Below are 22639 nucleotides of genomic sequence, written 5' to 3' on the forward strand. Positions count from 1 at the left end.
ATTGCCGCGTACGCAGTCGAATGTGTGCTTTACGCGAGGACTGTCTCGCGGCAATTAGACGCTTCGGTCATGCCAGGCAAAGTCAGCAGCATCGACCTTATAAGAAAAGCAGGACTTAATTATGACCTCCCGTGAAATCAGCCCCGTGATCCGCCTGGACCCTGCCGACAACGTAGTGGTCGCACGCGTGGAAATCCCCACAGGCACTGCCATTACTAACGAATCATTGACTACGCTGCAGGACGTCCCGCTGGGGCACAAGATTGCTGCACGCATGATCGAAAAAGGCCAACCGGTGCTCAAGTACAACACCGTGATTGGCTATGCCAGCGAAGACTTGCCACCAGGTACCTGGATGCACAGCCACAACATTGAGTTCGGCGAAACCGCTCGCGATTATCGCTACGGCCTGGATTACGTGCCCACCGACCTGTTGCCAGCCGATAAGCGCGCGACGTTCCAGGGCATCATTCGCGAAGATGGCCGGGTGGCCACGCGCAACTACCTCGGCATTTTTGTCGTCGGCAATTGCGGCGCCACCGTGGCACGCAAAATTGCCAATCACTTTGACGAAGAGCGCCTGGCCGCCTTCCCGAACATCGACGGCGTCGTGCCCTTCGTGCATGAAATCGGTTGCGGCATGGAAATGACCGGCGAACCGATGAACCTGCTGCGCCGTACCATCGGCGGCCACATCAAGCACGCCAACACCGCCGGCGGCCTGCTGATTGCCCTGGGCTGCGAGCGCAACAATATCTATGGTTTCATCGAGCAGGAGCAACTTGTACTGGGAGACATGCTCAAGTCGCTGGTGATCCAGGACGTCGGCGGCGTTAAAACCGCGGTAGACCAAGGCATCAAGATGATTCAAGCGATGCTGCCCCAAGCCAACGCCGTGCAACGCGAAACCGTGTCGGCCGAACACCTGATCATCGGCATGCAATGCGGTGGCTCTGACGGCTTCTCCGGCCTCTCGGCCAACCCGGCGCTAGGCGCTGCGGTTGACATTCTGGTGCGCCACGGCGGGACCGCGATTCTCTCCGAGACCTCGGAAATTTTCGGCGTCGAACACACCTTGACCGCCCGAGCCGCCACCCCCGAAGTCGGTCGCAAACTGATTGACCGCATCGACTGGTGGCTGGAATACAACAAGGGCCGCGACACCCAGATCAATGGTCGCGTCAGCCCCGGCAACAACGCCGGTGGCCTGGCCAACGTGCTGGAAAAATCCTTGGGCGGTGCCAAGAAAGGCGGCAACGCACCACTGATGGATGTGTATGAATACGCCTACCCGGTGACGACCCATGGCCTAGTGTTCATGGACACCCCCGGCTATGACCCGGTGTCCGCGACCGGCCAGATCGCCGGTGGCGCCAACATGATCGCGTTTACCACCGGGCGTGGTTCGTGCTTCGGTTCGGTTCCTGCACCGACCTTCAAACTGGCGAGCAATTCGCCCATGTTCAATCGCATGAGCGATGACATGGACATCAACTGCGGCCAGATCATCGACGGCGACAAGACCATCCAGCAAATGGGCCAGGAAATCTTCGAGCGCCTGCTGACTCACGCCTCGGGAGACAAAACCAAGAGTGAACTCAACGGCCTGGGCGAAGACGAATTCTGCCCATGGCAGATCGGCGTGCTTGCATGACACCGGTGCCGTTGTCGCTATACGTTGCCCCTGCCGCATGGCCTTGCGGCAGGTCGCTCGACAGGATGCTCGGCTGACTCGTCACGTATGAGTCACCGTGTGCACTGAGTTCTCCTTCAAATAACAACAACGATTCCGCCGAAAAGGCGGTTGGCGCGGCCATGCCTGCGATTCAACGGGAGCCACCATGCAACACAACAACAAAGTGCTCATCTGCTCGACTTTGCTACCAATGGGACTGTTCAGCAGTGCCGGCCACGCAGCAGGTTTCCTCGAAGACAGCCACGCCACACTGCAGACCAGTAATTTCTACTTGAACCGAGACTTTCGCGAAGACCCGGGTATCTCCAAACGTGAAGAATGGGCACAGGGTTTCGTCCTCGACTACAAGTCCGGCTACACCGCAGGCACCCTCGGCTTCGGGCTCGATGCCATTGGCATGCTGGGGATCAAGCTAGACTCGGCCCCCGATCGCAGTGGCACCGGTTTGTTGCCGGTCGGCGAAGATGGTCGGGCCCCTGACGAGTACAGCAAGTTCGGCGCGGCAGCCAAGATCAAGGTGTCGAAAACCGAGCTGAAGGTCGGTACGCAGATTCTCAAGTATCCGGTCATATCTTCCAGCACCGGACGTATCCTGCCCCAGACCTTCCAGGGCGGCATCCTCACCGCCAAGGAACTGGACAACTTCACACTGACCCTGGGCGACATCAACCGCACCACGCTGCGTGACTACTCCCATAACCAGCCTCTGACCCTGGTCAACAAGAACAAGCGCTTCAAAGCCACTCCCGACGCCGACGACTTCAAAATGGCCGGCGCTGACTACGCTCTAAGCAAGAATCTGACCTTGAGTTATCAGTACGGTGAGCTGGAAAACATCTATCGTCAGCAGTATCTGGGCTTGGTGCATTCCCTACCATTGGGTAGCGGTACTCTAAAGACAGATGTGCGGTATTACCTCAGCAGTGATGTCGGTAATGCCGGTGCCGGCAAGGTCGACAACCGTACCCTTAACGCACTGGTCGCCTACAGCTTGGGTGGCCATGGCGTCGGGCTCGGTTATCAGGGGTTGAGCGGATCAACTGCAATGCCTTACATCGTTGGTACCGATGCGTACTTGACTAACTACATGATGGCAAACGACTTCATGGAGCGCGACGAACGCTCCTGGCAACTGCGCTACACCTACGATTTCGCCGTCTTCGGTGTGCCAGGCCTAACCTTCTCCACGCGCTACACAAAGGCCGATCATGCCAACCCGGCGACCGTGGCGGGTGAAGGCAGGGAATGGGAGCGTGACACCGATATTGGCTATGCGATTCAAAGCGGGACATTGAAAAATGTCGCGGTACTTTGGCGCTATGCAACGCTGCGCTCGAACTACTTGCGTGATATCGATGAAAACAGAATGATCATCAGCTATAACCTGCCACTGTTCTGACCATCAAAACCGTGAGGGAAGGATCGCGGATTTTCAGCTGGGCCGAACGCAGGCACGATCACCATCGGAGAACCTACTCACCACATTGAGTGGTTTGTCGGCTCTTCGTTGACCTTTGCTCCTCTGTTATTGGGTTAGTTTGAGGTTTTTTGCTTCGTGCAGGCGCACCTATCCCTTGGCAGGTGGCCCTTGAGATGTAAATTCATCAGTCGCGCCACGCTTTTCCCTTACCGCCGCCAGAGAACACTTTCTTTTTGACCTGGGACAAGGCAGCCCTGCACAACCCACGCGTGAGCTTCATGCGCGAGCACATGAGTCGACTTATCGAACAGGGCATTTTCACGTTGAGCTGCTGACTTTGGCCTTATTGGGCAGAACGGCGCGCGTCTGCCATTATCCTTTGCCACCCCTTCCTGTGTGCTTATCAACATGATCCAGTTGCAAGACTACTTTCGCAGCCGCGTTTCACAGGCAGCCTATGATCTGTTCGCGGTTTTTTCCCGCTTTGAATACGCGATGAAAAAGGGAGGTTTTCGGCGGCGTGACAGCGCTGATGCGGCATGGACCAAATTCGCTAACGATCTTCCAGCGGATATTTTTCCCCGCTTGCGCGCGGCACCCGAGGTGGCCATTTATTTCGACGCGCCGCCGGATCGATTGGTGGCCGACACTGGTGAAGGCGTCCAATGGTCCGGCACACCCACCACGCCGTCCACATTGCGAGAGTTGCTTGATTGCATAAAAATCGCCCGGAACAATCTATTCCACGGTGATAAACGGCATGACAACCGGAGGGACACTGAACTCATGGCTGCGGCACTGTTCGTGCTCAACCATATTTATGAATCCATTGAGCACGAGCCAAAATTTGATGCCTTCATCTCAGAAATGGAATATGGCCTGTGACCCTGAAGCAATTGATCTCAGACCTCAATCAACGGCATTTACCATTTTTGTCGGTACCTGACGATGTACTTCATCTAAACAACGAAGGCTTTTGCAGCTCGTTTCATTGACGATGCCTTGGCTTACCAAGTGGATACCGCCAACACTACAATGATCCGTTAGCGGTGCTCATTCGGTCGCAAGCGACCGCTGCGAGAGGCGTTACCTGCAGCCAGTGCCGCAATCTTGTTTTTTTACCGTGCTAACCAACAAGGAAGAGAAAATGGCATTAGCTGAAGACCTGAAAAAATGGGTCGACGAAACCTTCACAGCCGCCTGGGAGGTTCAAGAGACGACTGGGGTTCCTAACCCAGCAGATCTGCGGCTGAACTCAAACCATGCAAAAGATCTGGACTCAGCGACCGTGTTGTATGCAGATCTGGACGGGTCTACAGACATGGTGAACACCAAGAAATGGGAGTTCAGCACCGAAATCTATAAAACCTTCCTCAAATGTGCTTCAGACATAATCAAAAATGAGGGTGGTGTCATCACCGCGTACGATGGCGATCGCGTGATGGGAATCTTCACGGGTGATTATAAAAACACTTCCGCGGCCAAATGCGCTTTAAAGATCAATTTCGCCGTTCAAGACATTATTCAACCCGCCATCTCAAAGGGATGGGCTACAGATTTTGTCTTAAAGCATGTTGTAGGCATCGACACCAGTCAGTTGAAAACAGCACGAATTGGAGTGCGAGGTGACAACGACTTGGTTTGGGTGGGCCGTGCAGCAAATTATGCCGCAAAACTCACTAATCTGGCCAACAAGCCGAGTCGTATTACCGAGGACGTCTATGAAAGGTTGGCATCAGACTTGAAACAAACCAATGGTACGGACATGTGGGTTCGCGAGTATTGGACGGAAATGGGCATTTGGACGTATTCCTCCACCTGGAAATGGAGGGTGTAGATTTATCATCACGCCTGAAGGGCGGAACATGACTTAACAAGCACTACAAAATCGTCTGCCGCCCGCGCCGCGACCATCAACACGACGTTACATTTGTCGCTAAGCCTCAGGTCCCCAGCACCACCCGTCTTGGACTGGTCATCAACCCCTTCATCTTTTCGGCAAAAGGTCGCACGCCCTCCACGCTCGATTCGGTCAGGAATGTACGCCAGAAAGTTTCTGAGCTGAAGAACGCCCCGCCAGCCCACAGACGGCACATTCGACAGCGTGTTGGATCAGAAAAACTCCTGCTCCGCTACCCGCACCCTCGACGGCATTTATCTTTTTTGGATCCCATTGAACTTTTTCGGCACGCCCCCATTTGCTGGAGAGACCCTTAACCCCCGCGGGGCTTGTCGATAAATGTCTACGGAAAAAATGATTGAGCGCTTTGAAGGCGCTGCGGGCCGGCCAGCCCTTGAAGAGGTTTTGCTAGAGCAGAAATTGGTCCTCGGCAATGAAGTGCTGGCCAAACTTCTGGCTGAGGCTGGCTCCTTGATGGAGCTAAAGCAAGATCAGGTTCTCATAGAGCAGGGAGGCCACGATACCGACGTTTTTTTTATCATCACGGGGCAACTCAAAATCAAAGTCCACGATCGGGAAGTGGCAATCCGCGGGCAAGGAGAGCACGTCGGGGAAATGTCGGCATTGGTGGTGACGGCGAAACGTTCAGCGACCGTCGTCGCGACAGAATCTTCGGTCGTATTGAAGGTTTCAGCACCCGACTTTAAAGCCGCAGCAAACGCTTTCCCCCGCATTTGGCAACACGTCACCCGTGAACTGGTTGAACGGCTGCATCAACGCAACGCTTTGGTGCGACCCTCCCACAAATCAGCCCGCGTGTTCATCATCTCGTCCAAAGAGGCGTTGCCGATTGCACGCGAAATCGAACGTCAGCTCGAGCATGACGCGTTCTTTGTCAAAATCTGGACCGAAGGTACGTTTCGCGCGTCGAAGTACACCATTGAAAGTCTGGAAGAACAGCTGGACGAAAGCGATTTTGCGATCGCAATCGCCCAGCCGGATGATGAAGTGACAAGCCGTGGCCAATCGCAGGGCGCGCCACGTGACAATGTGATTTTTGAACTCGGCATGTTCGTCGGTCGACTTGGCCGCATGCGCTCGATTCTGGTGGAGCCCAGGGGCGACGAAGTTCGCCTTCCTTCAGATCTGAAAGGTCTCACCACCATCACCTACCGCCCCGCCGCAGACAAAGAACCAGCCAAGCTGGGGCCTGTCTGCACCTCTTTGCGGGAAATTTTCAACGACCTAGGTCCGCGATAAAACCAATTCATCATCAGCAAATTACTGCCTTGCACCATGCCAGGTTATGCGTCCCTCAGGATAGGAGAGTTCAGTGAGCAAGAGTTGGAGCCACAACCGCGCAGTCGAACATATCGATAAGAAAATTGCTGATGTGAAAGACATCACCGTCAAAGACTACGTCCGCGACATGTCCTTGGAGTCGATCCCGACGAACGTGGCCTACCGGGTCGACGGTGTCCACATGTACGCGGATATCCAGAACCTAGAGGACATGCTCAACATCACGCATGTCGAAGGCACTGACTGCCATAAACGCACGCTACGATTCCTCGATCAGCATTACCGAGCAGTCAAGCGCATTCTCGATCGGGTTGACGCTCGACGGGTAGACTTCCACAGCCAACGGCTACATTCGTTGTTCACCAAACCTTACAACAGCGATACCGATGCCGAACTGAAGCGTGTGCAGCGGGCGGTCGCGACGGCCAAGCTCATGATCGATGTGCTTGCCCAGACAGGTGACGATGATGAGCAAATTCCTGCCGCGAAGCTGCGAATCGGCATTGATACCGGCCTCGCCCTGGCAGTTAATAACGGCCGCAAGGGGAATCGTGAACCGCTATTCCTAGGCGACCCGGCTAATCACGCAGCAAAACTGGCCAGCAACAACAGCGCCAAAGGCATCTACCTTACCAATGCTGCCCGTATGGCAATCGGCTTGACTGAGAAAGACGCGCCCGAAAAAGCTGCGTTGACGAATGAAGAAATCAAGGATTGCCAGGACGCCGCCAAATTGGACGTCACTGCCGACGAAATCGTCGAGGAATGGCGCGAGGACCTGAAGAACAATCCCATTGGCGGCTACCAGTTTACCCGCCAGACACCGCCACTGTGCGACATGGACATCAGCACGCTGACACCCGCCAACTCTAAACGCCAAGAAATGGTGAGCCTTTATGCCGATATCGACGGCTTCACGGCCTATGTCGCGGAACATATCGACGACAACGCCGAGGACGTCGTCCGTACGCTGCATGTAATACGCGCAGAACTCGAGCGTGTGGTTACGTCTGACTTTCAGGGGCGGCGAGTCCGCTTCATTGGTGACTGTGTGCAGGCGCTGTCGTGTGATGGTACTGCCCACACCACGGACGAACAAACAACGATCTCCGAATCAACCCGCTTAGCCGGCGCACTACGCAGCAGCTTCAACCTGGCAATCGAGCGTTTGAATGCAAAGGATTATGAAACGGGTGAACTGGGTCTCGCGATAGGCTTTGACATCGGCCCCATTTCGGTAACCCGCCTGGGCAGGCAAGGAGACCGCGTTCGCTGCGCGATAGGGCGTAAAGTGATCGAATCTGAAAATCGCCAGTGTGCCTGTTCTGGTGTCGAGACGGCGATTGGGCAAGCGGCTTATGACGCCGCGACTGACGCCGTGAAAGATCTGTTTGGCAAGACTCGCAAGATTGCCAACCTGGATTATAACGAGGCCACTGAGGCGCTGGCCGACAAGGGTGATGAGTCAGCCAAACAGGCACGTACGGAAGCGTATGCTGGTGCTCCGGCGATCATTCTCGCGGATAACCGTGAAGTTCGTCCTTACGCGATCACCACTGCCGGCGAGTCAGGTAACTCTTGATCACCGCACTTAATCTGATTGCACAATTCGCCCCCGATTTCGGGGGCGTTTGCACAGTTCACTCAGACTCTTCGGCGCTTCTGGAATTGCCGATCCGCTTGGTCGACGGCAGGGTTTTGCAGTACAAATTGCGCCTTCAACGGAGCGATGAATCGGTTTACGTTCAAGAGGAACAGCCCACTCATCTACCGTCCTTTTGCCCTGAACGCCACATCAACTATGACGGCACGTTCTGTCTGTATTACCCAGCGGCCAGTCGCTTGACCGTGACTGACGAAGTATCGGCTGTGGCTTGGCTGGAAACACTCTACAGATTCCTCAAGCTTCAAGAACGGGCCCGGGTTCAGCGCAAATGGCCCAACAACGAGGTCTGGGCCCATGGGAACGCCGCCCATCACCAGATTCGCGCATCGACGGCTGCTAAAGCCCTAGATGGTGAATTTTCGGCAGCGCTTGAACAGAATCAGATTGCACTGCAACGTCGACGATCGAAAGGTCGGGCCATCCTGGAGATCAGGGTTCGCGGCGTTCACGTCTATAGCGTGTGGGAGTCTTACAGGCGAGTAATCAATCTGAAGCAGCGCTGCTTTTGCGGGACCGCTGGGCTTAGGCGTCCGAAGACATTACGTCGGTGCGGACCGCACGCCAAACAAGCCGTTGAACTGGCTTTTGCGCTACGTGATTGGCAGAGCGAAGAGGATCGCTATTGGCAAAGCATGCAGGATCGGAGCTGCTGTGGCTCCTGCGATAACTGCCCTCTTTTACCAACACCTTGACGAGGTGCTGAAGAGCTTCCAGGTCGGCTATACCCAGAAATCGTGTACTGGGGGTGCTGGTTGGCAACATGGGCGGCCTTCTCCGCAGGGTAACAAACGTATGACTATATTAATGAAAGGAACCACGCTAAATGGCCCCACCGCCAGAGCCGATTTGCCTTTCCAACCCTGATAATGGCAATGTGCCGATGTCCCGACTAAGCGCGATCCCTGCACGAGCCAATACCTCAAGGAGCAACGATGGCATACCGAAATGGTAACTATTGCGCGTTCTATGTGGCTGAGCCCTTCCACGAAAGTTCACTGGCTGCCCATGCCACCAAAGACTTCGTTTACTACAACATGCTGAGGGCTTGGAAGGCCAAAGATCCATCCTTTCCTTTCATCGATTCCCACGCGAAAACCTATAGCGTGAGGGACGGCAGTGATTGGGAAAGAACGTTAAAACCAAGATTGCGCGAACGCCTGCAGTCCTCAAAAAATATTGTATTGTTTTTAAGCAGCGCTACTTTTAGTTCAGTTGCTCTGAATGAGGAAATTGAATACGGGATCGAAAACCAAGGCCTCCCCGTCATTGTTGTTTACCCAGAATTTAAAACAAAAGGGTCTTTACTGCTGAATGGCGTCTTATCTGAGGATGTTAAAAAATTGTGGAACAGGCTTCCGACTTTTAGAAGACTGATGTCCAAGGTGCCGACTTTACACATACCGCTCAACCAAGAAACCATAGTAAGCGCACTGACCAACTCAGACTTTTCGCTTGCTTCCAAGACCCAACCGGATGTCTACCGCTATTCCGCATAACCAATGACACACCCATACAACAAGGAGAATAGCTTGCGCAAGGTTCGTTTTTTTGACAGTCAGTTGATGAAAAACTTTAAGGAACGGATTTCCACCACCAGCACCGTATTGTCCCTCGCATTGATTTTCGTGGAAATCCCTTCACAGATGAAGGCATTGGCGGGCGCTATTTTTATCGGCCTATTAATTGTAGTTTACGTCTGGTTGTGGCACAGAGCGAATCAGCTCAAAAGCGTGGATTTAGACATTGAAGGCAGCAAAGTCACGGTGAAGGCAGGCGACTTATTTTTGGAGCCAGGACTAAAAGTCATTGCATTCAACGAGTACTTTGACACCATCGTCGATGATCGCATCATATCGGCTCACTCCTTAAATGGGGTGTTTATTAACTTACACCTGCCGGGCACGCTTGCCAAACTCGATCACCACCTAGAATCGTACTCTTTTGACCATGACGAACTGGGTGATTTAAACACTGCCAGACGAGTTGGAAAACTGCAAAAATATAAAATTGGCACACTCTGTGTCTACGATGATTTCATACTCACAGCCTTTTCAAAGTTTGATGATCAAAATCGGGCAATGCTGACCATGTCCGAGTACCTGGAGTTTCTGATCAACTTCTGGGATAAAATTAATAAAGTGTACGCTCAACAAAGCGTCTCCACTCCCATTTTCGGGTCAGGCATTACGCGAATCAAAGAGCACAAAAACATCAGTGATGAAGACTTGCTTAAGATCATGTTATGGACATTCCGGATCAGTGAAATGCGATTTAAGTACCCTGCCAAACTGACGATCGTGATCCACCCAGACAAGATCAAGACCATCAATCTTCTGGACATAAAATCGGCGAAAAACGGCTTGTAAATGTGACCGTCAACGGCCGCCGCCTCCTTTGCCAAGCAGTTGAGGATCGGAAATAGGAATTGATGAGCGCCCTTGGCAATGTGAAGGGCGCGCTGTTTCTCAGGCGATGTGAACTCGGCAATCACCAATCACTGTGTTTGCCTGCGCTCGAGCCAGCCTCCTTGGACTCACCCTGCGCACTTCGGCGACCAGATGCGCGCTGACGCTTCTCGCCTTCCATACGTATGATTTGTATAGGACTGGGCCTGACGTCTTCCAGCAGCGAACTCAAGCGCTCCAACTCGCCGAGGGCGCGCAAAACCGCGATCAGGTTGTTCAACCACGGCTTTATACCCTGGTCCGGATCATTGCCTTAAAAAGTGATTTCTACCCAGCGCCGCTTTACCCGGGGTCAGGCCCGGCGAGGTCATCCCCCCGTTGGAAAATGGATTTGCCGTGTTTGCCATGGCTCAAGCGGATAAAAGTGTCATATTCACCGTTCGTACACAGGAGAATGGCGCCGAGCCAAGGCAGATCGGCGAACCGATTCCCTCTCCAAAGCAGCTAATCACACCGCTGCTCGAGCGCCTGCACCCAACAGCGGCGACGCGGCCCTCGGCGGACTAACCCAGTAAGCCATCCCCCTTAACGAGTTGGGGTGCATCTCGGAACAGGTGCACCCTAAATATCACTAACGATGCCAGGCATCTTCTGCCTTCAAAAAATCCACGACGTACTGACGCTGCTCGGCAAGAGTCGGGCGGGTCAGTGCCCAGCCGAGATGAGCGCTGACAAAGTCACCTTGCGCATCATCACAGTAGTACGCGGTCTGCGCTTTACCCAAGGTATAAAGGTTAATCAGCCGAGCCCGCGCAGGCGGCTTCAATAGATCAAACACTGCGATATTGGAGCTGTTGGAAAAGACCAAGGCCTTGTGCGGACTGATGGCAATGATGAACAACAACTTCTTCAAGTAATCGCCCCAGCGGGAGGTCGGATAATCCGAGCAGAGCAAGCTCAAGCGCTCATGGCTATACTCGCGCAGGTTCGCCTGGACCAAGCCGTCCGAAAACGGTTGCTCAAGCAAGGGTAGGATCTCGTTTTGGGTGAGCAAGACCAACGAAACCACGCCGAGCGAGTCGCTTGCCTGAAAATAATGGATGACCTCATCAATCGACTCCTGCGAGAAGCGCCGTTCGGCTTTCATTCTCTGGCGCAAGAGGTCCAGTTCCGAACGAACATCCATGAGCACCGCAGGGTGTCGAGCCTCCAGTAACGTCAAGGTATTCGCCAGCTGTCGGCGATCAGACAACCCCCAATCCTGGACGAGACTTCCCCGTGCCTTTTCGATGATCTTGTGACCGGTCTCATCAATCAGCGGAGTGATGTGGCTGGTTTCGACCTCAAAGCCGCCATCGGGAAAGTCGATACGATACAGATCTTCGATAGAAGCCGTGTATTTGATGGAGACCGGCTTGATCTCCATTACCCCGCTGTGAAGTAAGCGACGATAACGGAAAACTTTTCCACTCGCATGCTGCCAAGCTTTCAGGAAATGCTGAGGGATGAAATGGTGATTGCGTGGGGGATTCGACATGCCGTGAAACGCTCCAAGTGTCTAAATCCGATGCAAGACTCTCGACGCTAATATACTTCGCCTCGCCTCAGCCAACGAGAGCGAAAACGTTCATCTCGGGTGGACGGATATTAGGCAGGGCACTGCTTACCGATGTCACTTTCCGAACGGGACGTTGCTGTCGATGGACCGCCATGCCGGCTGCGCCCCCAGCCAACCGACATAATCCATCAGCACTTAGCGTCGCCATTTGCCAAAAGGTGCGGTCGTGTCGATATAGCGCATCGCTGAATGAACGTCTCGCCAACCGACATAATCCATCAAGGCCTTAGCCCCCCACTCGTTACGATTGGCCCAGGTAGCAAAACCGCGGCGCAGCGAATGCCCACTGTAACCTTCCCCATCCAGGCCATTGCGGGCAAAAGCCATACGTAAAAGCCGCGACATACTGTTCGCATTCAGTCCCTCTGCACTGACATGCCCCCAACGGTCAATGGCCCGGAACACTGGTCCTTGCTGCAGACCGCTGGCCGCCAACCAGGCCTCGTACGCCGCCACCGGACACAGACGCTTCAGCGCGGGCACCATGACTGTCCGTCCTTGATGATCACGATCGGTTTTGTCACTGACGAGGAAGATTTCCAAGCTTGCTCCCGTTTCGACTTTGATGTGCTCGACGCGTAGCTGGCACAGATCGTCGCTGCGAAACGCTCGCCAAAAACCGAGCAAGATGAGCGCCTGGTCCCGACAGGCGCGCAGTCGTTCTGCGGCAACAGTGGAGCTGGCCTGCTCATGTAACCCGGTGATGCACTCCTCCAGCGCCTGCAGTTGCAGCGCCTCTGCCCGTTTTACCGGCTGGGGATGCTCGGCGCGAATCCCGCGCAGCACATCACGCACCCGCGGCTCTTTGGTCGGATCCACAAATCCATGGCGCTTATGCCACTGAGCCAGGGCGGCCAAGTGAGTATGCAGGGTAGAACTGGATAGCTGCTCAGCATAGGTAGCCAGATAGCGCGCGACACTTTCGCTGGAAGCGGGCAATAGCCCCTGCCATGTCCCTTCAAAATGCTCAAGCGCACTGAGGTAGCGACGTTGCGTACTCGCCCGTCGCGCCGCCTTCAAGTACCGATCCACTGGGGCCGTCACGCCACACATCCTCCTCGCATACCACTAATAAGCCGAATATTTCCCAAAAAACCCTCTCACGTTTGAGAATCTTGGTTTCTCACACCTGTTGAATCGCTCACTTCAAGGCTAAATTGGCTAGATTGTGCAGCTGTAATAACGTAGGCCGTAGCGCAGTACGAAATCGTCAGCCGGGTGACGCCCCAGTCACCGAACGGCGCGTCGGCCTCCACGTAGCGCAGGGCGCTGTGCACGTCACGCCAGCCGACGTACTCCATCAGGGCTTTCGGGCTCCATTGATTACGGCTGGCCCAGGTCGCAAAGCCGCGGCGTAACGAATGGGAGGGCTATATTTTCAGGGATCAAATCGCAGTACCAGCGAGACGCCAGGTTCAATTGGAGCCCGTATAAAACTGCTTTTTCGAGACGTAAGAGGTTAGCAACAATCGGTCGGTACCTGACGAGTTTGCCAGAATGCTCTTTATAATAACTGCAGCCATTCCAAATGGGCCCCACCATGATTGCTAGCGTTATGCGCAAAGATGCTTACCGTGATTATCGAGTTCGGCTGGAGCTTATCCTTCATATTCCCACCAACGCGTCAGAGCAGGATATCCACGAGCTCATTGAGGCTGGCTTCTTGGCTGATAGCGTCATAGTTCTCTGCGATACAGGCTTGATCGGTCCATCAGAGCGCAATCAGATTACTCCGCTCAGAACCCTCAAAACTCGGTTGGCAACACGTCAGCGGCTCACGGTGCACGAGAGTGATCGGGTGTTCCGATTTGCGCACATCATCGCCATAGCCGTGACACTCTTCGGGAGTGACGAGAAGGCGAAGCGTTGGCTCTCTAAACCCAAGGATCGTTTCTTGGGAAAGGCCCCATTTGCGATGCTCTCTACACTCCAGGGCACTCGTCTAGTTGAGGAGATGCTGATTCAGGTAGCGGAAGGCATTGCATTTTGATCCCGTATACGACGTAAAAAGCATCATTCGTCAGCGCTATTCGCATGGGGTAGTGAAGGGCTTTCTCGCTTGTCTCGAGAGAAGAGTCGCGGCAATTCGACGCCCGAGTTTTCGGCGCGCATGAAAGCATCATCGGCTGGATAGCCGACGCCTCCAGTTCGGACATTTACATGTGGTCTAAAGCGAAAACGCCGAATGGGTTCAAATGTTCGCCGAAGACGCGCCTGTCCTGAAGAGCACAACCGCTAGCGAGGATGGACATTCAATTCGAGAGATTTACAGTCTGGCGCTTGCGGACTGTGCGCGGTTGAAGAGGACAAACGTAAGCGGTTGCCACTGCTTGAATGACTCGGGCAACGGATCAGTTGCAGGTTTCCGTGAAAATACGATCCCATTCACGGGCTAGCAAGCTGCGGCACGCCGACACTGAACCACCGAAGCAGCGTTGTGAGACCGTTTGCATATTGGCCTCAGTAGCGTATGCAATCGTTTGCCCTCGCTCATCGAATAAAACGCCGCCTGCTCCTCTCAAGAGTGCATGGCCCGCGACAACGTCATGCGCGGATACCGGATAGAGCGAAACACCGCAAACACCCTCCCCGGCGGCGACTTTGGCGAGCCGATAGGCAATGGAAGGCATGGCCACAAAGGTGCTGGGTTGGCAGAGCTCGCTGTTGAGTGCAGGTTTACTGATCGCCGCCGCACTGACCATCACGAACTCGTCGCTCGACAACGTTTTGGCAGTAAGCCGTGTTTTGACCGGCCGTCCATTGCGGCTCACCTCGGCCATGCCTTCTGCCCAGGCAATGCAATCAGGCACGCCTTCAACGGTGACGGGAGCATGCACCACACCTAATACCGGCGTTTGCATGTACAACAGACCGATGGAAAGGGCTGAGCCCTTGAGCCCCTTAAGAAAGTCCGCGGTCCCGTCGTTTGGGTCAACGACCCAGCACCATGGATGGCCGGTCAGACGATGTCCGGTTTCCTCTCCCCAAAAGTCGCAAGGAAGAAGCTTCAGCAGGTGTTGATGTAATAGCTGTTCGATTTCTACGTCGACGGCGGCCTTGTCACCCTGACCCCGTGGTCCGTCCATTCTCACCCACTCGGCAATCAGCAGTTGGCCGGCGCGAACAACGACCTCGATGGTCTGGGTGAGTAGCTGTTCAAGGTCAGGGTTTTGCACGAGATGGGATGCCCTATGGTTGAGTGGGGGGAAAGCGATGCTCCTCACCCGTCAGCCGCCCAATTGGCTGTCGGCCAGACGGGCAACGCCGCCTATCAAAATCGGTGTGTGCCCTTCTTGGCTCTTGTCCTCAAGATTCGATGGGCATTCCCTCAAAACTACACCTGCAAGACTGTTGATAGTTGATGAACTTACGCACAGCGGAGGGGGGGCGCTGCCCCGAGACGCAGCCCGTTGGTGGGTTAAGGATTGTCGAGTCACTTTTTCATGTACGCCCTTGTGCTTCGACCTGTACCAGCAAGCAAGCCGCTTGCCCCTGCTGGGTGATGACGAACGTATGCCCTTGCGCAACTAACACCAGCAACCGACGCATCCGACGGCGAGCCTGGCTTTTGCTGTAGGTGATGCGCATGGCCGATACCCCTGACTAGATCTCGATATAGATTAGCCTTTTCACTCCATGCTGCGACCTGAGTACACCGACGGCACGGCCCAACACGAGCCCTCCCAATTTGAGGACTGATAACGCCTAAAATTCTAGGCGTTACAGGGGTAAATCTGGCGTTGCGCCTAAAATCCTAGGCATTAGCTCAATGCAGTGGTTGGTCGCACGATGGCCGGGCTTCCGCGCAGACTGCTGGAAAACCCGCATTGGTTTCGTACGAGGGTGGCGCTGAAACGAACCCTCGCGTTGGGTGGAGTTTCGCCGAAAGCACGGAGGTCGAAACCACTACACCTTTCACTTGTTATCTCACATCTTTTTCCGACCGCGCTTCTGCAACTACAAGGCTTACCGACCTACGAGTAACAGACGTAAGACTCAAGGACTTCACATTTTTTCGCGCGCCTCCCAAGCGTATAAAATGCCGCATGGCCACGCCACACAATAGCTCCCGGCAAGCCCAACGCCGTCGAAACACCCTCCCCTTGCGAGTCGACCATCATGCGCCTGCGAAGTGGCCAATAGGCAAGTGTCCGAGCCACAGGGTGTAAGGATGGCGTAGGCAGCCTGGACTAACGGGCCGCCAGATCAGCTCGACCGCGACAGCAGACGGAGACGCCTAGATCGATAACAGCGACGTCAGTCGGATGGAGACCAAAAGACCGTCGGTGGGCGCGACCGAAGCAGTAACATCCATAGACGGTTTCCCGGCGAAGAGAACGAGCGATCGCTGAAGGCTCAGCTCGTTGGCCTGGGTGATTCCCTCGTGCGCACCAGCGCTGGCGGCGTCAGCGGTAGGGGCAGACCGACCTCACACCGGCTGACGACAGGATCCGAGTGCCGCCACCCACTGATTCCCCGCTTCGGCCTTGGTCGACATTGCCTCAGCGCAAATGCACCTTGCACGACAAACCGCCTATCGTTCAATAGGTGGGCAAGCCTCAACGCCGCTCTTGAAGGAGGCAGCATGTCAGCAAAGAAAATCGAGGTCCGCCGCGGATCAGACGGCTACACGCCGGCGTCTGAACAGCCGGACGGGATCCAGCTCCACATTGAGCTGCCGGCAATGAGCGGGCACACAGCAGACGTCTACCTCGATTGCCTCGAGGTCTTGAACCGTGTGTTTCTCGGTGCCCTGCCCCAGGCAGCGGCCGATACAGAGGTGCCTGCCTCAAGCCTCAGCGCGCCCCGCACGCTGAACCCGCGCACCTTATTCAGGGAGGCGGTCATGCTGGCAGAGGCGCGGCAGTTGATCCTGCAAGACGGCGACTGGGTGACCGCGGCGGGCTTGTCCCAACTCACCGGGCTCGAACCTGCAGCGCTCGCCGCCGGCCTCCGGGCGTGGCTGCGCGACGGCCGTCTCATCAGCGTGAACGACCGGAGCCAGGAGTACTTTCCAGCGTTCGCGTTTGGCGACGCAACGGAACCGCGGCCCATCGCCGAATTCGCCGCAGTGGTCAAAGTGCTGCGCGAAAAAAAGGACGGCTGGGGCATGGCGTTCTGGTTCGCCTCGAGCAATCACTTCTTGGCCGGCAATCGCCCCCAAGACCTGCTGCGATCGTCACCGCAGCGCGTGCGCCGCGCGGCGGAAGAAGAGGTGGCGGGGATACTGCTTGGCTAGTCCGGAGGTCGCTTGGGCGGCAAGCCGGTGTGTGACGGCGGCCGGGTAAACCCATCTGCTGGTGAAACAGCCTTGCCTGCAGTGACAGGACGGTGGATTCCCGCCAGCAATCCGACCGGTTCCAAGTCTCTACCCGCCGACAGGGCGGCGTCCAAGAATCGATTCGCACACGCCGAGCGCGCCCTGAGCGCCGCCTGCGCCGCGGCCTTGAAATGCTCAGCGACCTGCCATTTTGTCGTTTTGACTTTGCGCTTACCTTTCATCACGACTCTCGAAGTGAATCACAAACGTCTACTCCCGACAGGCCTTGAGACATGAGCGGACAGCCTTGGGACTCCGCCCGAACCCACGCTCATTGCTCCAAAGGTGCCACTCACGTTGATCAGGGTGGGCCACGCGTCTCCTAGACGTACCGTCAACCATGGCTCTCGCCCAAAAAACGCTCCGGGGTTTGAGAATCTTGCTTTCTCAAACCTGTTGAATCGCTGACTTCACCTGTCGAATAACCACGTTATACAGCCGTACGAACGTAGTTTGTAGCGCACGGTGAAATCGTCGCCACGCAGTCATTTCAACTCGGAGAACTTGTTGCGCCACCATTACCGAAGGCCCCGCCAAGATCGATATAACGTATGCCGATACGCACACTACGCCAGTCGACGTGATCCATCAGGCCCATCCAGCAGAGCTTCGCCAGCGAGCGTTTTACGGTGATGCAACCACCTCAACTGCTAACGGCGCAGGTCTCCAAAGGGAGCGGTGGTATCAATGTATCGCATGGCCGACTTCACATCCCGCCAGCCGACATAGTCCATCAGTTGCTTGGTGGTCCAGTTGTCGTTGTTCGCCCAGGTCGCAAATCCACGGCGCAATGAATGCCCGGTATAGGCATCACCATCCAGACCACTGCAAGCAAACGCCTCCCGCAGCACATAGGTCACGCCATCGGGCTTGAGCCCTTGGGTACTGATTTGCCCCCACTGATTGATGGGACGAAATACCGGTCCCTCCTGCAGTTCGCTGATCGAAAGCCAGTCCTCGTAGGCCTGCACCGGACACAAAAGCTTCAATGCCGGCAACAGAACCACCTGCCCGCGAAATTCTCGATCAGTCTTGCTGCTACCCAGAAACACCTCCAGCTGTTTCCCCCGGCATAACGTAGTGTGCTCCACCCGCAGTCGACACAGCTCGTCGGCGCGAAATGCCCGCCAAAAGCCCATCAGAATCAGCGCCTGATCACGGTAGGCCCGCAGGCGTGCCACCGGGTGATCACTGGCGATCTGTTGCTGCAGGCCTGCGACACAGCGTTCCAGCGCTATCAACGACAGAGGCTCGGCCTGTTTGACCAGTCGTGGGTGTTGCGCGCGGATGTTGCGCAGAACCTGGCGTACCTTTGCGCTTTTGGTGGGATCGTCAAAGCCGTGACTGTGATGCCACTGCGCGAGCGCGGCCAAGTGCAGGCCCAGCGTGCTGCTGGACAGGATTTCGGCATGTTCAGCCAGATACCGCACCACCGTGTCGCCGGACGCTGGCAAGCAACCACCCCAACCCTGCTCGAAATACCTCAGCACGCCCTGATAGCGCCGCTGGGTGCTTTCACGCTGAACGGGCCTTAAATAACGATCCGCCGGGCCTGTCATGGGATTCCCCTCCTCGCGTACCTCGAAAAAGCCCCACCGTGAAAAAGTGCCGCATAACTCTGGAGAAATCAGCATTCTCCAGAGCTACTTCGTCGCCCCGCCCGTTGCATTCCAGGCATTTGTACACCTGTACTTCCATACTGCGTAAAACACTACGAAATCGTAGGAGACTGGCCATGGCACGCGGCGGTATCAATAAGGCAGTGGTGCAGATCGCACGCAACGCCCTGCTCGCCCGCGGCCTGCACCCCAGCATCGACGCCGTACGCGTGGAGTTGGGCAATACCGGCTCGAAGACCACCATCCAGCGCTATCTCAAGGAGCTTGGAGAGGCCGAGGTACCGGCGCCGGAGATGCCGCTGGATGAAGAGATCAGTCGCTATATTGGCAGTCTAGCCGGGCGCGTCCAACAGCGAGCCGAAGAGGCGCTGGCGGCCGAGCGAGCGGCCTTCGACCGCCAGCAACTGGCGGCCCGGCAACAACGGGAAGTGGAAGCGGCCCATCTGGAGCATCTGCAACAGGCCCACGCCGCCCTAGGGCAAGCCCGACAGGCAGGCCTGATCCATGAGCAGAGCCTAAGCGGCCAGTTACAGGCGTGTGAGCTGGAACGCCAGCGGTTGCAGGAGGCCCATGAGCAACAGCTGCGCCTGCTGGAAGACCGGGCGGCGCAGATCGTTTCCCTGGAGGGTAAACACCGCCTGACTCAGGAGGCCCTGGATCACTATCGGGAACAGCACCTGCTCCAGCGTGAACAGGAAATCCAACGTCACGATCAGCAACTCCAGCACTTGCAGCGTGAGGCACGGACAAACCGCGACCAATTGCTCAGCAAACAGGAAGAATTAAGCCAGCTGTACCGTGATCTGGAGCGGATGAGCGGCGAACAGCTGCGCCAGCATCAGGAGACGCGCCGCCTGGAGCAGGCCCTGCAATCGGCCGAGGAGCAGGTGCAGGCCGCCGACCTCGAACATCAGAGCGATCTGCGGCAGCTGCAGGTCATCGCCCACGAGCTGACGGCCTTGCGCGAGAAGACCAAACAGCAGTTGCTCAAACTGCGGCAGACCCAGCGCGAGCTGCGGGCCAGGGCACTCCACATCAGTCAGCTACAAACGCTGGTAGAGCGTTTAACTCGATCTGCGCCGACTAGCCCCGATTGACCGCGGGCCCGACCATTGGCATCCCGCCTTCCGCCGCGCCGGCCCAAAGGTACTGGCGCCCAGGTACCTGCGAGCGGTCATCGATAGAGCGCCCGCAGCGCGACCGCCCGATCAAGCAGCCCTCTTCTCGCTTGCCCTTCGGCGCCGGCGTTTACCGTCCGCAGGTATTCCTTTAAGGCTGATTTGCAGCGGTGGAGACAAGTACCGCAGTTCCTTAGAGGTCAGCACCCGCCGGTTCCAATCGGCATCCCAGTACAAGCCGTAGCCGCATCTCACCGCCTCAAACCCTTCGGGATCAGCGCAGAAATAACCTAGCTCAAGTTCACCTTCGATGTGCACCCGTTTCATCAACCAGCGCGGAAGCCCGCGAAACAGGCGAACGTCGTTTGCAAATTTCTCGGTACTGACCGTCCACCCCGCCATCGATGGCAAGTGCCCCTCACGGAAATGATAATCCAGCAGCGGATACAGCCATTTTGTGGCGCCGGCGAATTCGCGCTGTACACAGATCAGATGGAGATAGACGATGAAGCGCGCCTGCACAAACTCGCGTGCCCAGCGGTATTTGTCCAGGCCACCGGCCAGAATCACCAACCAGAATCCCAGATCCTGCCAATAGGCAGCCGTGATGCGCCGCTGCAAGCGGGGGCGTTGCAGTCCGTGCAGCGGCTTGCCATGCAGTCTGAGCTGCATCACCAATGTCTTGCCATGATCGCTCGACACTTCTAGCAAGTGCAGAACCGCCCAGAGGGGGTTGTTCAACACCTCCTGCAGTGCCGGAAATTCGTTGATCAAGGCAGAGCGCAACTCTCCTTTTGGCAAAACCCCGCAGAGATAATTCCTCCACTTACCCGGTTCCCCACCGTCAGGTCCGATCAATCCCAGCCGCGCCTCGAAGGCTACACCCCAGCACACCAGCGCAGCGGGGGTCCTACTGATACCAGCCAGGAAAATGAGTTGATTGATAAAAACAGTCGCCCTGAGTTGATGGGCGAGGCGATGTACGGGGCTGGTCACTTCGACCGTCCTCCGCGCGTTAAAATTATCTAACAGCATAGCTTGCACCGCATAAAAAAAATTTGATGCTGTCAAGGTAGTGGCAAGGATACACAAAACGTAAAGACGGCCAGAAAAGGCTAACCATTGGACAGAATCGGCGTAAACGAACAAAAACCTACGCCAAGATGGCGAATTTCACCGCGTTGTTGGGGTTATATTTTTTAAAATTTTTCGCCAAAACGCCATTTCTTACCGGAAACAGGGGGCGAATAATCTCCGCACAACCCGATCTGGTTGCCACTTCCAGCGCTAAACAATGGGAGAAGAACATGATTGATGTGACGGTAAAGGCGGTAATTTCTCCCAGGTCTGTGAGTTTGGGCAGCAATTGCAGCAACGCGTTGAATGGCTCGCACTCGGGAAGCGGAGACGACTGCCAGTCATCCCCACCACCATCGCGCGCGCCCTTCATCCTGTATCCAGAGCAACTCGTTCCGTCCCGACCAATGATGGCACCTCAAGTTCGTAAACGAACATGGCGGTGCACCGCGCCTGCAGGGTGTGCAGCGTCGCCTGGTACCCGGCCCTGATCGGCGTGCTGGAGCTGATCCTGAACGGCCGCTTCACGGCACGCCCCGCGGGAGTGCAGCGGGACACAACGGCGACGGCTGCGCTTTGATCAGCCGAGAGCATGAGTAGGTTCTTTTATTTAAGGAGTCTTCGCATCATGAGCGTAAATACCACGGGTAAACACAGCCCATCTGCCACCATTCTGATCGAGACCCGGCAGATCACTTCAAACCTAGAAAAAGCAAACGGCCAACCTGGGCTGCGCTGTTTCATCTCGACGGCATGGGATCTGCTACACGACTGTCCGATCGACCAACGCGTCTCTTATGATGGAACGCTGGCCAAGGCGACGATCAGGTCGCCGGAAATGCTGTCGAAGTCCTCTACCGATGCCACCGGCCGTTCGAGCCAGTGCCATCTCAAGCGCTGGTATGGGTACCACGGTATCCCCTACGAAGTGTGTGTTATTCACAATGGTCGCGTCTGGTTGCGGCCCATTGGAACAAGGCGACTCGCGGCCAACGTCGGCTCATATGCTGCTCGTCCTTCTAAGCAGGATCTGGAGCGCCAGACCACGGCTTCAGCCTACGTGCGCGTACAGCCGGTCAAAGGCCAGCGTCTGCGCAAATCTCGGGCGTCCTTTGCGCAGCAACCATCCGAAATTCAACGCCTGGTTGGCTATTATTTCGAGTCCAAGTACTGCGTAGCAGGTGGGACGAAGTCTGAATTGGCCCGGCGGATGCAGGCAGAAATTCAGGCGATGAACCTCTCTCGCCCTAGCGATCAGCAGTTGAATATTCCGCCTCTCAAAACATTGTGCTTGTTCATGGACGAGTACTACTTTTTTGCGATGTCCAACGGGCGCACTGCCAAGCAAACGATCGTCAAGCTGCTCGCTGGCGTAAGCAGCAAGCCTTTTGATCGGCAGGCAAACCAAACGGGAGAGCAGTCGCCGCCCGAGCTTGATGAGTAGCGCCACACAAACTGCGCAATCCTTGCGGCTGGGCTCCATGTGGGCAGGTAGGTG

20 protein-coding genes and 1 pseudogene are annotated in these 22639 nt (G+C 55.9%); 13 read left to right on the top strand and 8 right to left on the bottom strand.

Going from position 1 to position 22639, the window contains the following annotated elements; all coding sequences use genetic code 11:
• Window positions 1-121: 121 nt before the first annotated feature.
• The 9 genes from J4D25_RS02940 (at window position 122) to J4D25_RS02980 (ending at window position 10350) form a co-directional block, all read left to right on the top strand.
• Window positions 122-1654, top strand: coding sequence for a UxaA family hydrolase (locus J4D25_RS02940; RefSeq protein ID WP_020798281.1), 1533 nt, complete (start codon window positions 122-124; stop codon window positions 1652-1654).
• Window positions 1655-1841: 187 nt separating this feature from the next.
• On the top strand, window positions 1842-3095 hold the full coding sequence (locus J4D25_RS02945) for an OprD family porin (RefSeq protein WP_057715153.1): 1254 nt from the start codon (window positions 1842-1844) through the stop codon (window positions 3093-3095).
• 429 nt (window positions 3096-3524) lie between these two features.
• Window positions 3525-4001 (top strand): hypothetical protein, encoded by a 477-nt coding sequence (locus tag J4D25_RS02950; protein WP_057715154.1) that lies wholly within the window; start codon window positions 3525-3527, stop codon window positions 3999-4001.
• 262 nt (window positions 4002-4263) lie between these two features.
• A complete protein-coding gene (gene pycC, locus J4D25_RS02955; protein ID WP_057715155.1) occupies window positions 4264-4953 on the top strand; it encodes a Pycsar phage resistance system uridylate cyclase PycC in 690 nt (229 codons plus the stop codon).
• A 402-nt stretch (window positions 4954-5355) separates the two neighbouring features.
• Window positions 5356-6276 carry a TIR domain-containing protein gene (locus J4D25_RS02960; RefSeq protein ID WP_057715157.1) on the top strand — a complete coding sequence of 307 codons (921 nt, stop codon included), beginning with the start codon at window positions 5356-5358 and terminating at the stop codon, window positions 6274-6276.
• 73 nt (window positions 6277-6349) lie between these two features.
• Entirely contained in the window at window positions 6350-7900 is a 1551-nt protein-coding gene (gene pycC / locus J4D25_RS02965; protein WP_057715158.1) for a Pycsar phage resistance system uridylate cyclase PycC, read from the top strand.
• Window positions 7897-8676: an E2 domain-associated cysteine-rich protein gene (locus J4D25_RS02970; protein WP_131726871.1), complete on the top strand. Its 780-nt coding sequence runs from the start codon at window positions 7897-7899 to the stop codon at window positions 8674-8676. Before pycC (J4D25_RS02965) ends, J4D25_RS02970 begins: the two co-directional genes overlap by 4 nt.
• Before the next feature lie 240 nt (window positions 8677-8916).
• Window positions 8917-9480 carry a TIR domain-containing protein gene (locus J4D25_RS02975; protein ID WP_057715159.1) on the top strand — a complete coding sequence of 188 codons (564 nt, stop codon included), beginning with the start codon at window positions 8917-8919 and terminating at the stop codon, window positions 9478-9480.
• A 33-nt stretch (window positions 9481-9513) separates the two neighbouring features.
• Window positions 9514-10350 carry a macro domain-containing protein gene (locus tag J4D25_RS02980; protein WP_241781141.1) on the top strand — a complete coding sequence of 279 codons (837 nt, stop codon included), beginning with the start codon at window positions 9514-9516 and terminating at the stop codon, window positions 10348-10350.
• 670 nt (window positions 10351-11020) lie between these two features.
• Here the strand turns inward: J4D25_RS02980 and J4D25_RS02985 are convergent.
• The 3 genes and pseudogenes from J4D25_RS02985 to J4D25_RS02995 form a co-directional block, all read right to left on the bottom strand.
• Window positions 11021-11926 carry a DUF4238 domain-containing protein gene (locus tag J4D25_RS02985; protein WP_079246761.1) on the bottom strand — a complete coding sequence of 302 codons (906 nt, stop codon included), beginning with the start codon at window positions 11924-11926 and terminating at the stop codon, window positions 11021-11023.
• 216 nt (window positions 11927-12142) lie between these two features.
• Window positions 12143-13051: a site-specific integrase gene (locus J4D25_RS02990; protein ID WP_057716622.1), complete on the bottom strand. Its 909-nt coding sequence runs from the start codon at window positions 13049-13051 to the stop codon at window positions 12143-12145.
• 56 nt (window positions 13052-13107) lie between these two features.
• A pseudogene (locus J4D25_RS02995) lies at window positions 13108-13362 on the bottom strand (hypothetical protein); the annotation flags it as partial.
• Between the two features lie 185 nt (window positions 13363-13547).
• Here J4D25_RS02995 and J4D25_RS03000 point away from each other — a divergent pair.
• Window positions 13548-13997 (top strand): antitoxin Xre/MbcA/ParS toxin-binding domain-containing protein, encoded by a 450-nt coding sequence (locus J4D25_RS03000; RefSeq protein ID WP_057716623.1) that lies wholly within the window; start codon window positions 13548-13550, stop codon window positions 13995-13997.
• 361 nt (window positions 13998-14358) lie between these two features.
• On the opposite strand, the gene J4D25_RS03005 is transcribed toward J4D25_RS03000, so the two are convergent.
• Both J4D25_RS03005 and J4D25_RS03010 read right to left on the bottom strand, forming a co-directional pair.
• Window positions 14359-15183 carry an inositol monophosphatase family protein gene (locus J4D25_RS03005; protein WP_057715163.1) on the bottom strand — a complete coding sequence of 275 codons (825 nt, stop codon included), beginning with the start codon at window positions 15181-15183 and terminating at the stop codon, window positions 14359-14361.
• A gap of 265 nt (window positions 15184-15448) precedes the next feature.
• Window positions 15449-15595 (bottom strand): hypothetical protein, encoded by a 147-nt coding sequence (locus J4D25_RS03010; RefSeq protein WP_198530243.1) that lies wholly within the window; start codon window positions 15593-15595, stop codon window positions 15449-15451.
• A gap of 997 nt (window positions 15596-16592) precedes the next feature.
• Here J4D25_RS03010 and J4D25_RS03015 point away from each other — a divergent pair.
• Complete coding sequence (locus J4D25_RS03015) at window positions 16593-17246, top strand: hypothetical protein (protein ID WP_057715164.1); 654 nt, start codon at window positions 16593-16595, stop codon at window positions 17244-17246.
• Between the two features lie 731 nt (window positions 17247-17977).
• Here the strand turns inward: J4D25_RS03015 and J4D25_RS03020 are convergent.
• Window positions 17978-18886 (bottom strand): site-specific integrase, encoded by a 909-nt coding sequence (locus tag J4D25_RS03020; protein WP_057715165.1) that lies wholly within the window; start codon window positions 18884-18886, stop codon window positions 17978-17980.
• Between the two features lie 176 nt (window positions 18887-19062).
• On the opposite strand from J4D25_RS03020, the gene J4D25_RS03025 reads away from it, so the two are divergent.
• Window positions 19063-20043: a DNA-binding protein gene (locus tag J4D25_RS03025; RefSeq protein ID WP_057715166.1), complete on the top strand. Its 981-nt coding sequence runs from the start codon at window positions 19063-19065 to the stop codon at window positions 20041-20043.
• Between the two features lie 111 nt (window positions 20044-20154).
• Here J4D25_RS03025 and J4D25_RS03030 read toward each other — a convergent pair whose 3' ends face one another.
• Both J4D25_RS03030 and J4D25_RS03035 read right to left on the bottom strand, forming a co-directional pair.
• Entirely contained in the window at window positions 20155-21060 is a 906-nt protein-coding gene (locus J4D25_RS03030) for a hypothetical protein (RefSeq protein WP_131726873.1), read from the bottom strand.
• Window positions 21061-21217: 157 nt separating this feature from the next.
• Window positions 21218-21514 (bottom strand): hypothetical protein, encoded by a 297-nt coding sequence (locus J4D25_RS03035; RefSeq protein WP_057715168.1) that lies wholly within the window; start codon window positions 21512-21514, stop codon window positions 21218-21220.
• 255 nt (window positions 21515-21769) lie between these two features.
• Between J4D25_RS03035 and J4D25_RS03040 the strand changes: the two genes are divergently transcribed.
• Complete coding sequence (locus J4D25_RS03040) at window positions 21770-22585, top strand: hypothetical protein (protein WP_057715170.1); 816 nt, start codon at window positions 21770-21772, stop codon at window positions 22583-22585.
• Window positions 22586-22639: the final 54 nt, after the last annotated feature.

Origin of the sequence: Pseudomonas sp. GW456-L13 (assembly GCF_017350115.1) — a bacterium.
Taxonomy (GTDB): Bacteria; Pseudomonadota; Gammaproteobacteria; order Pseudomonadales; family Pseudomonadaceae; genus Aquipseudomonas; species Aquipseudomonas jessenii.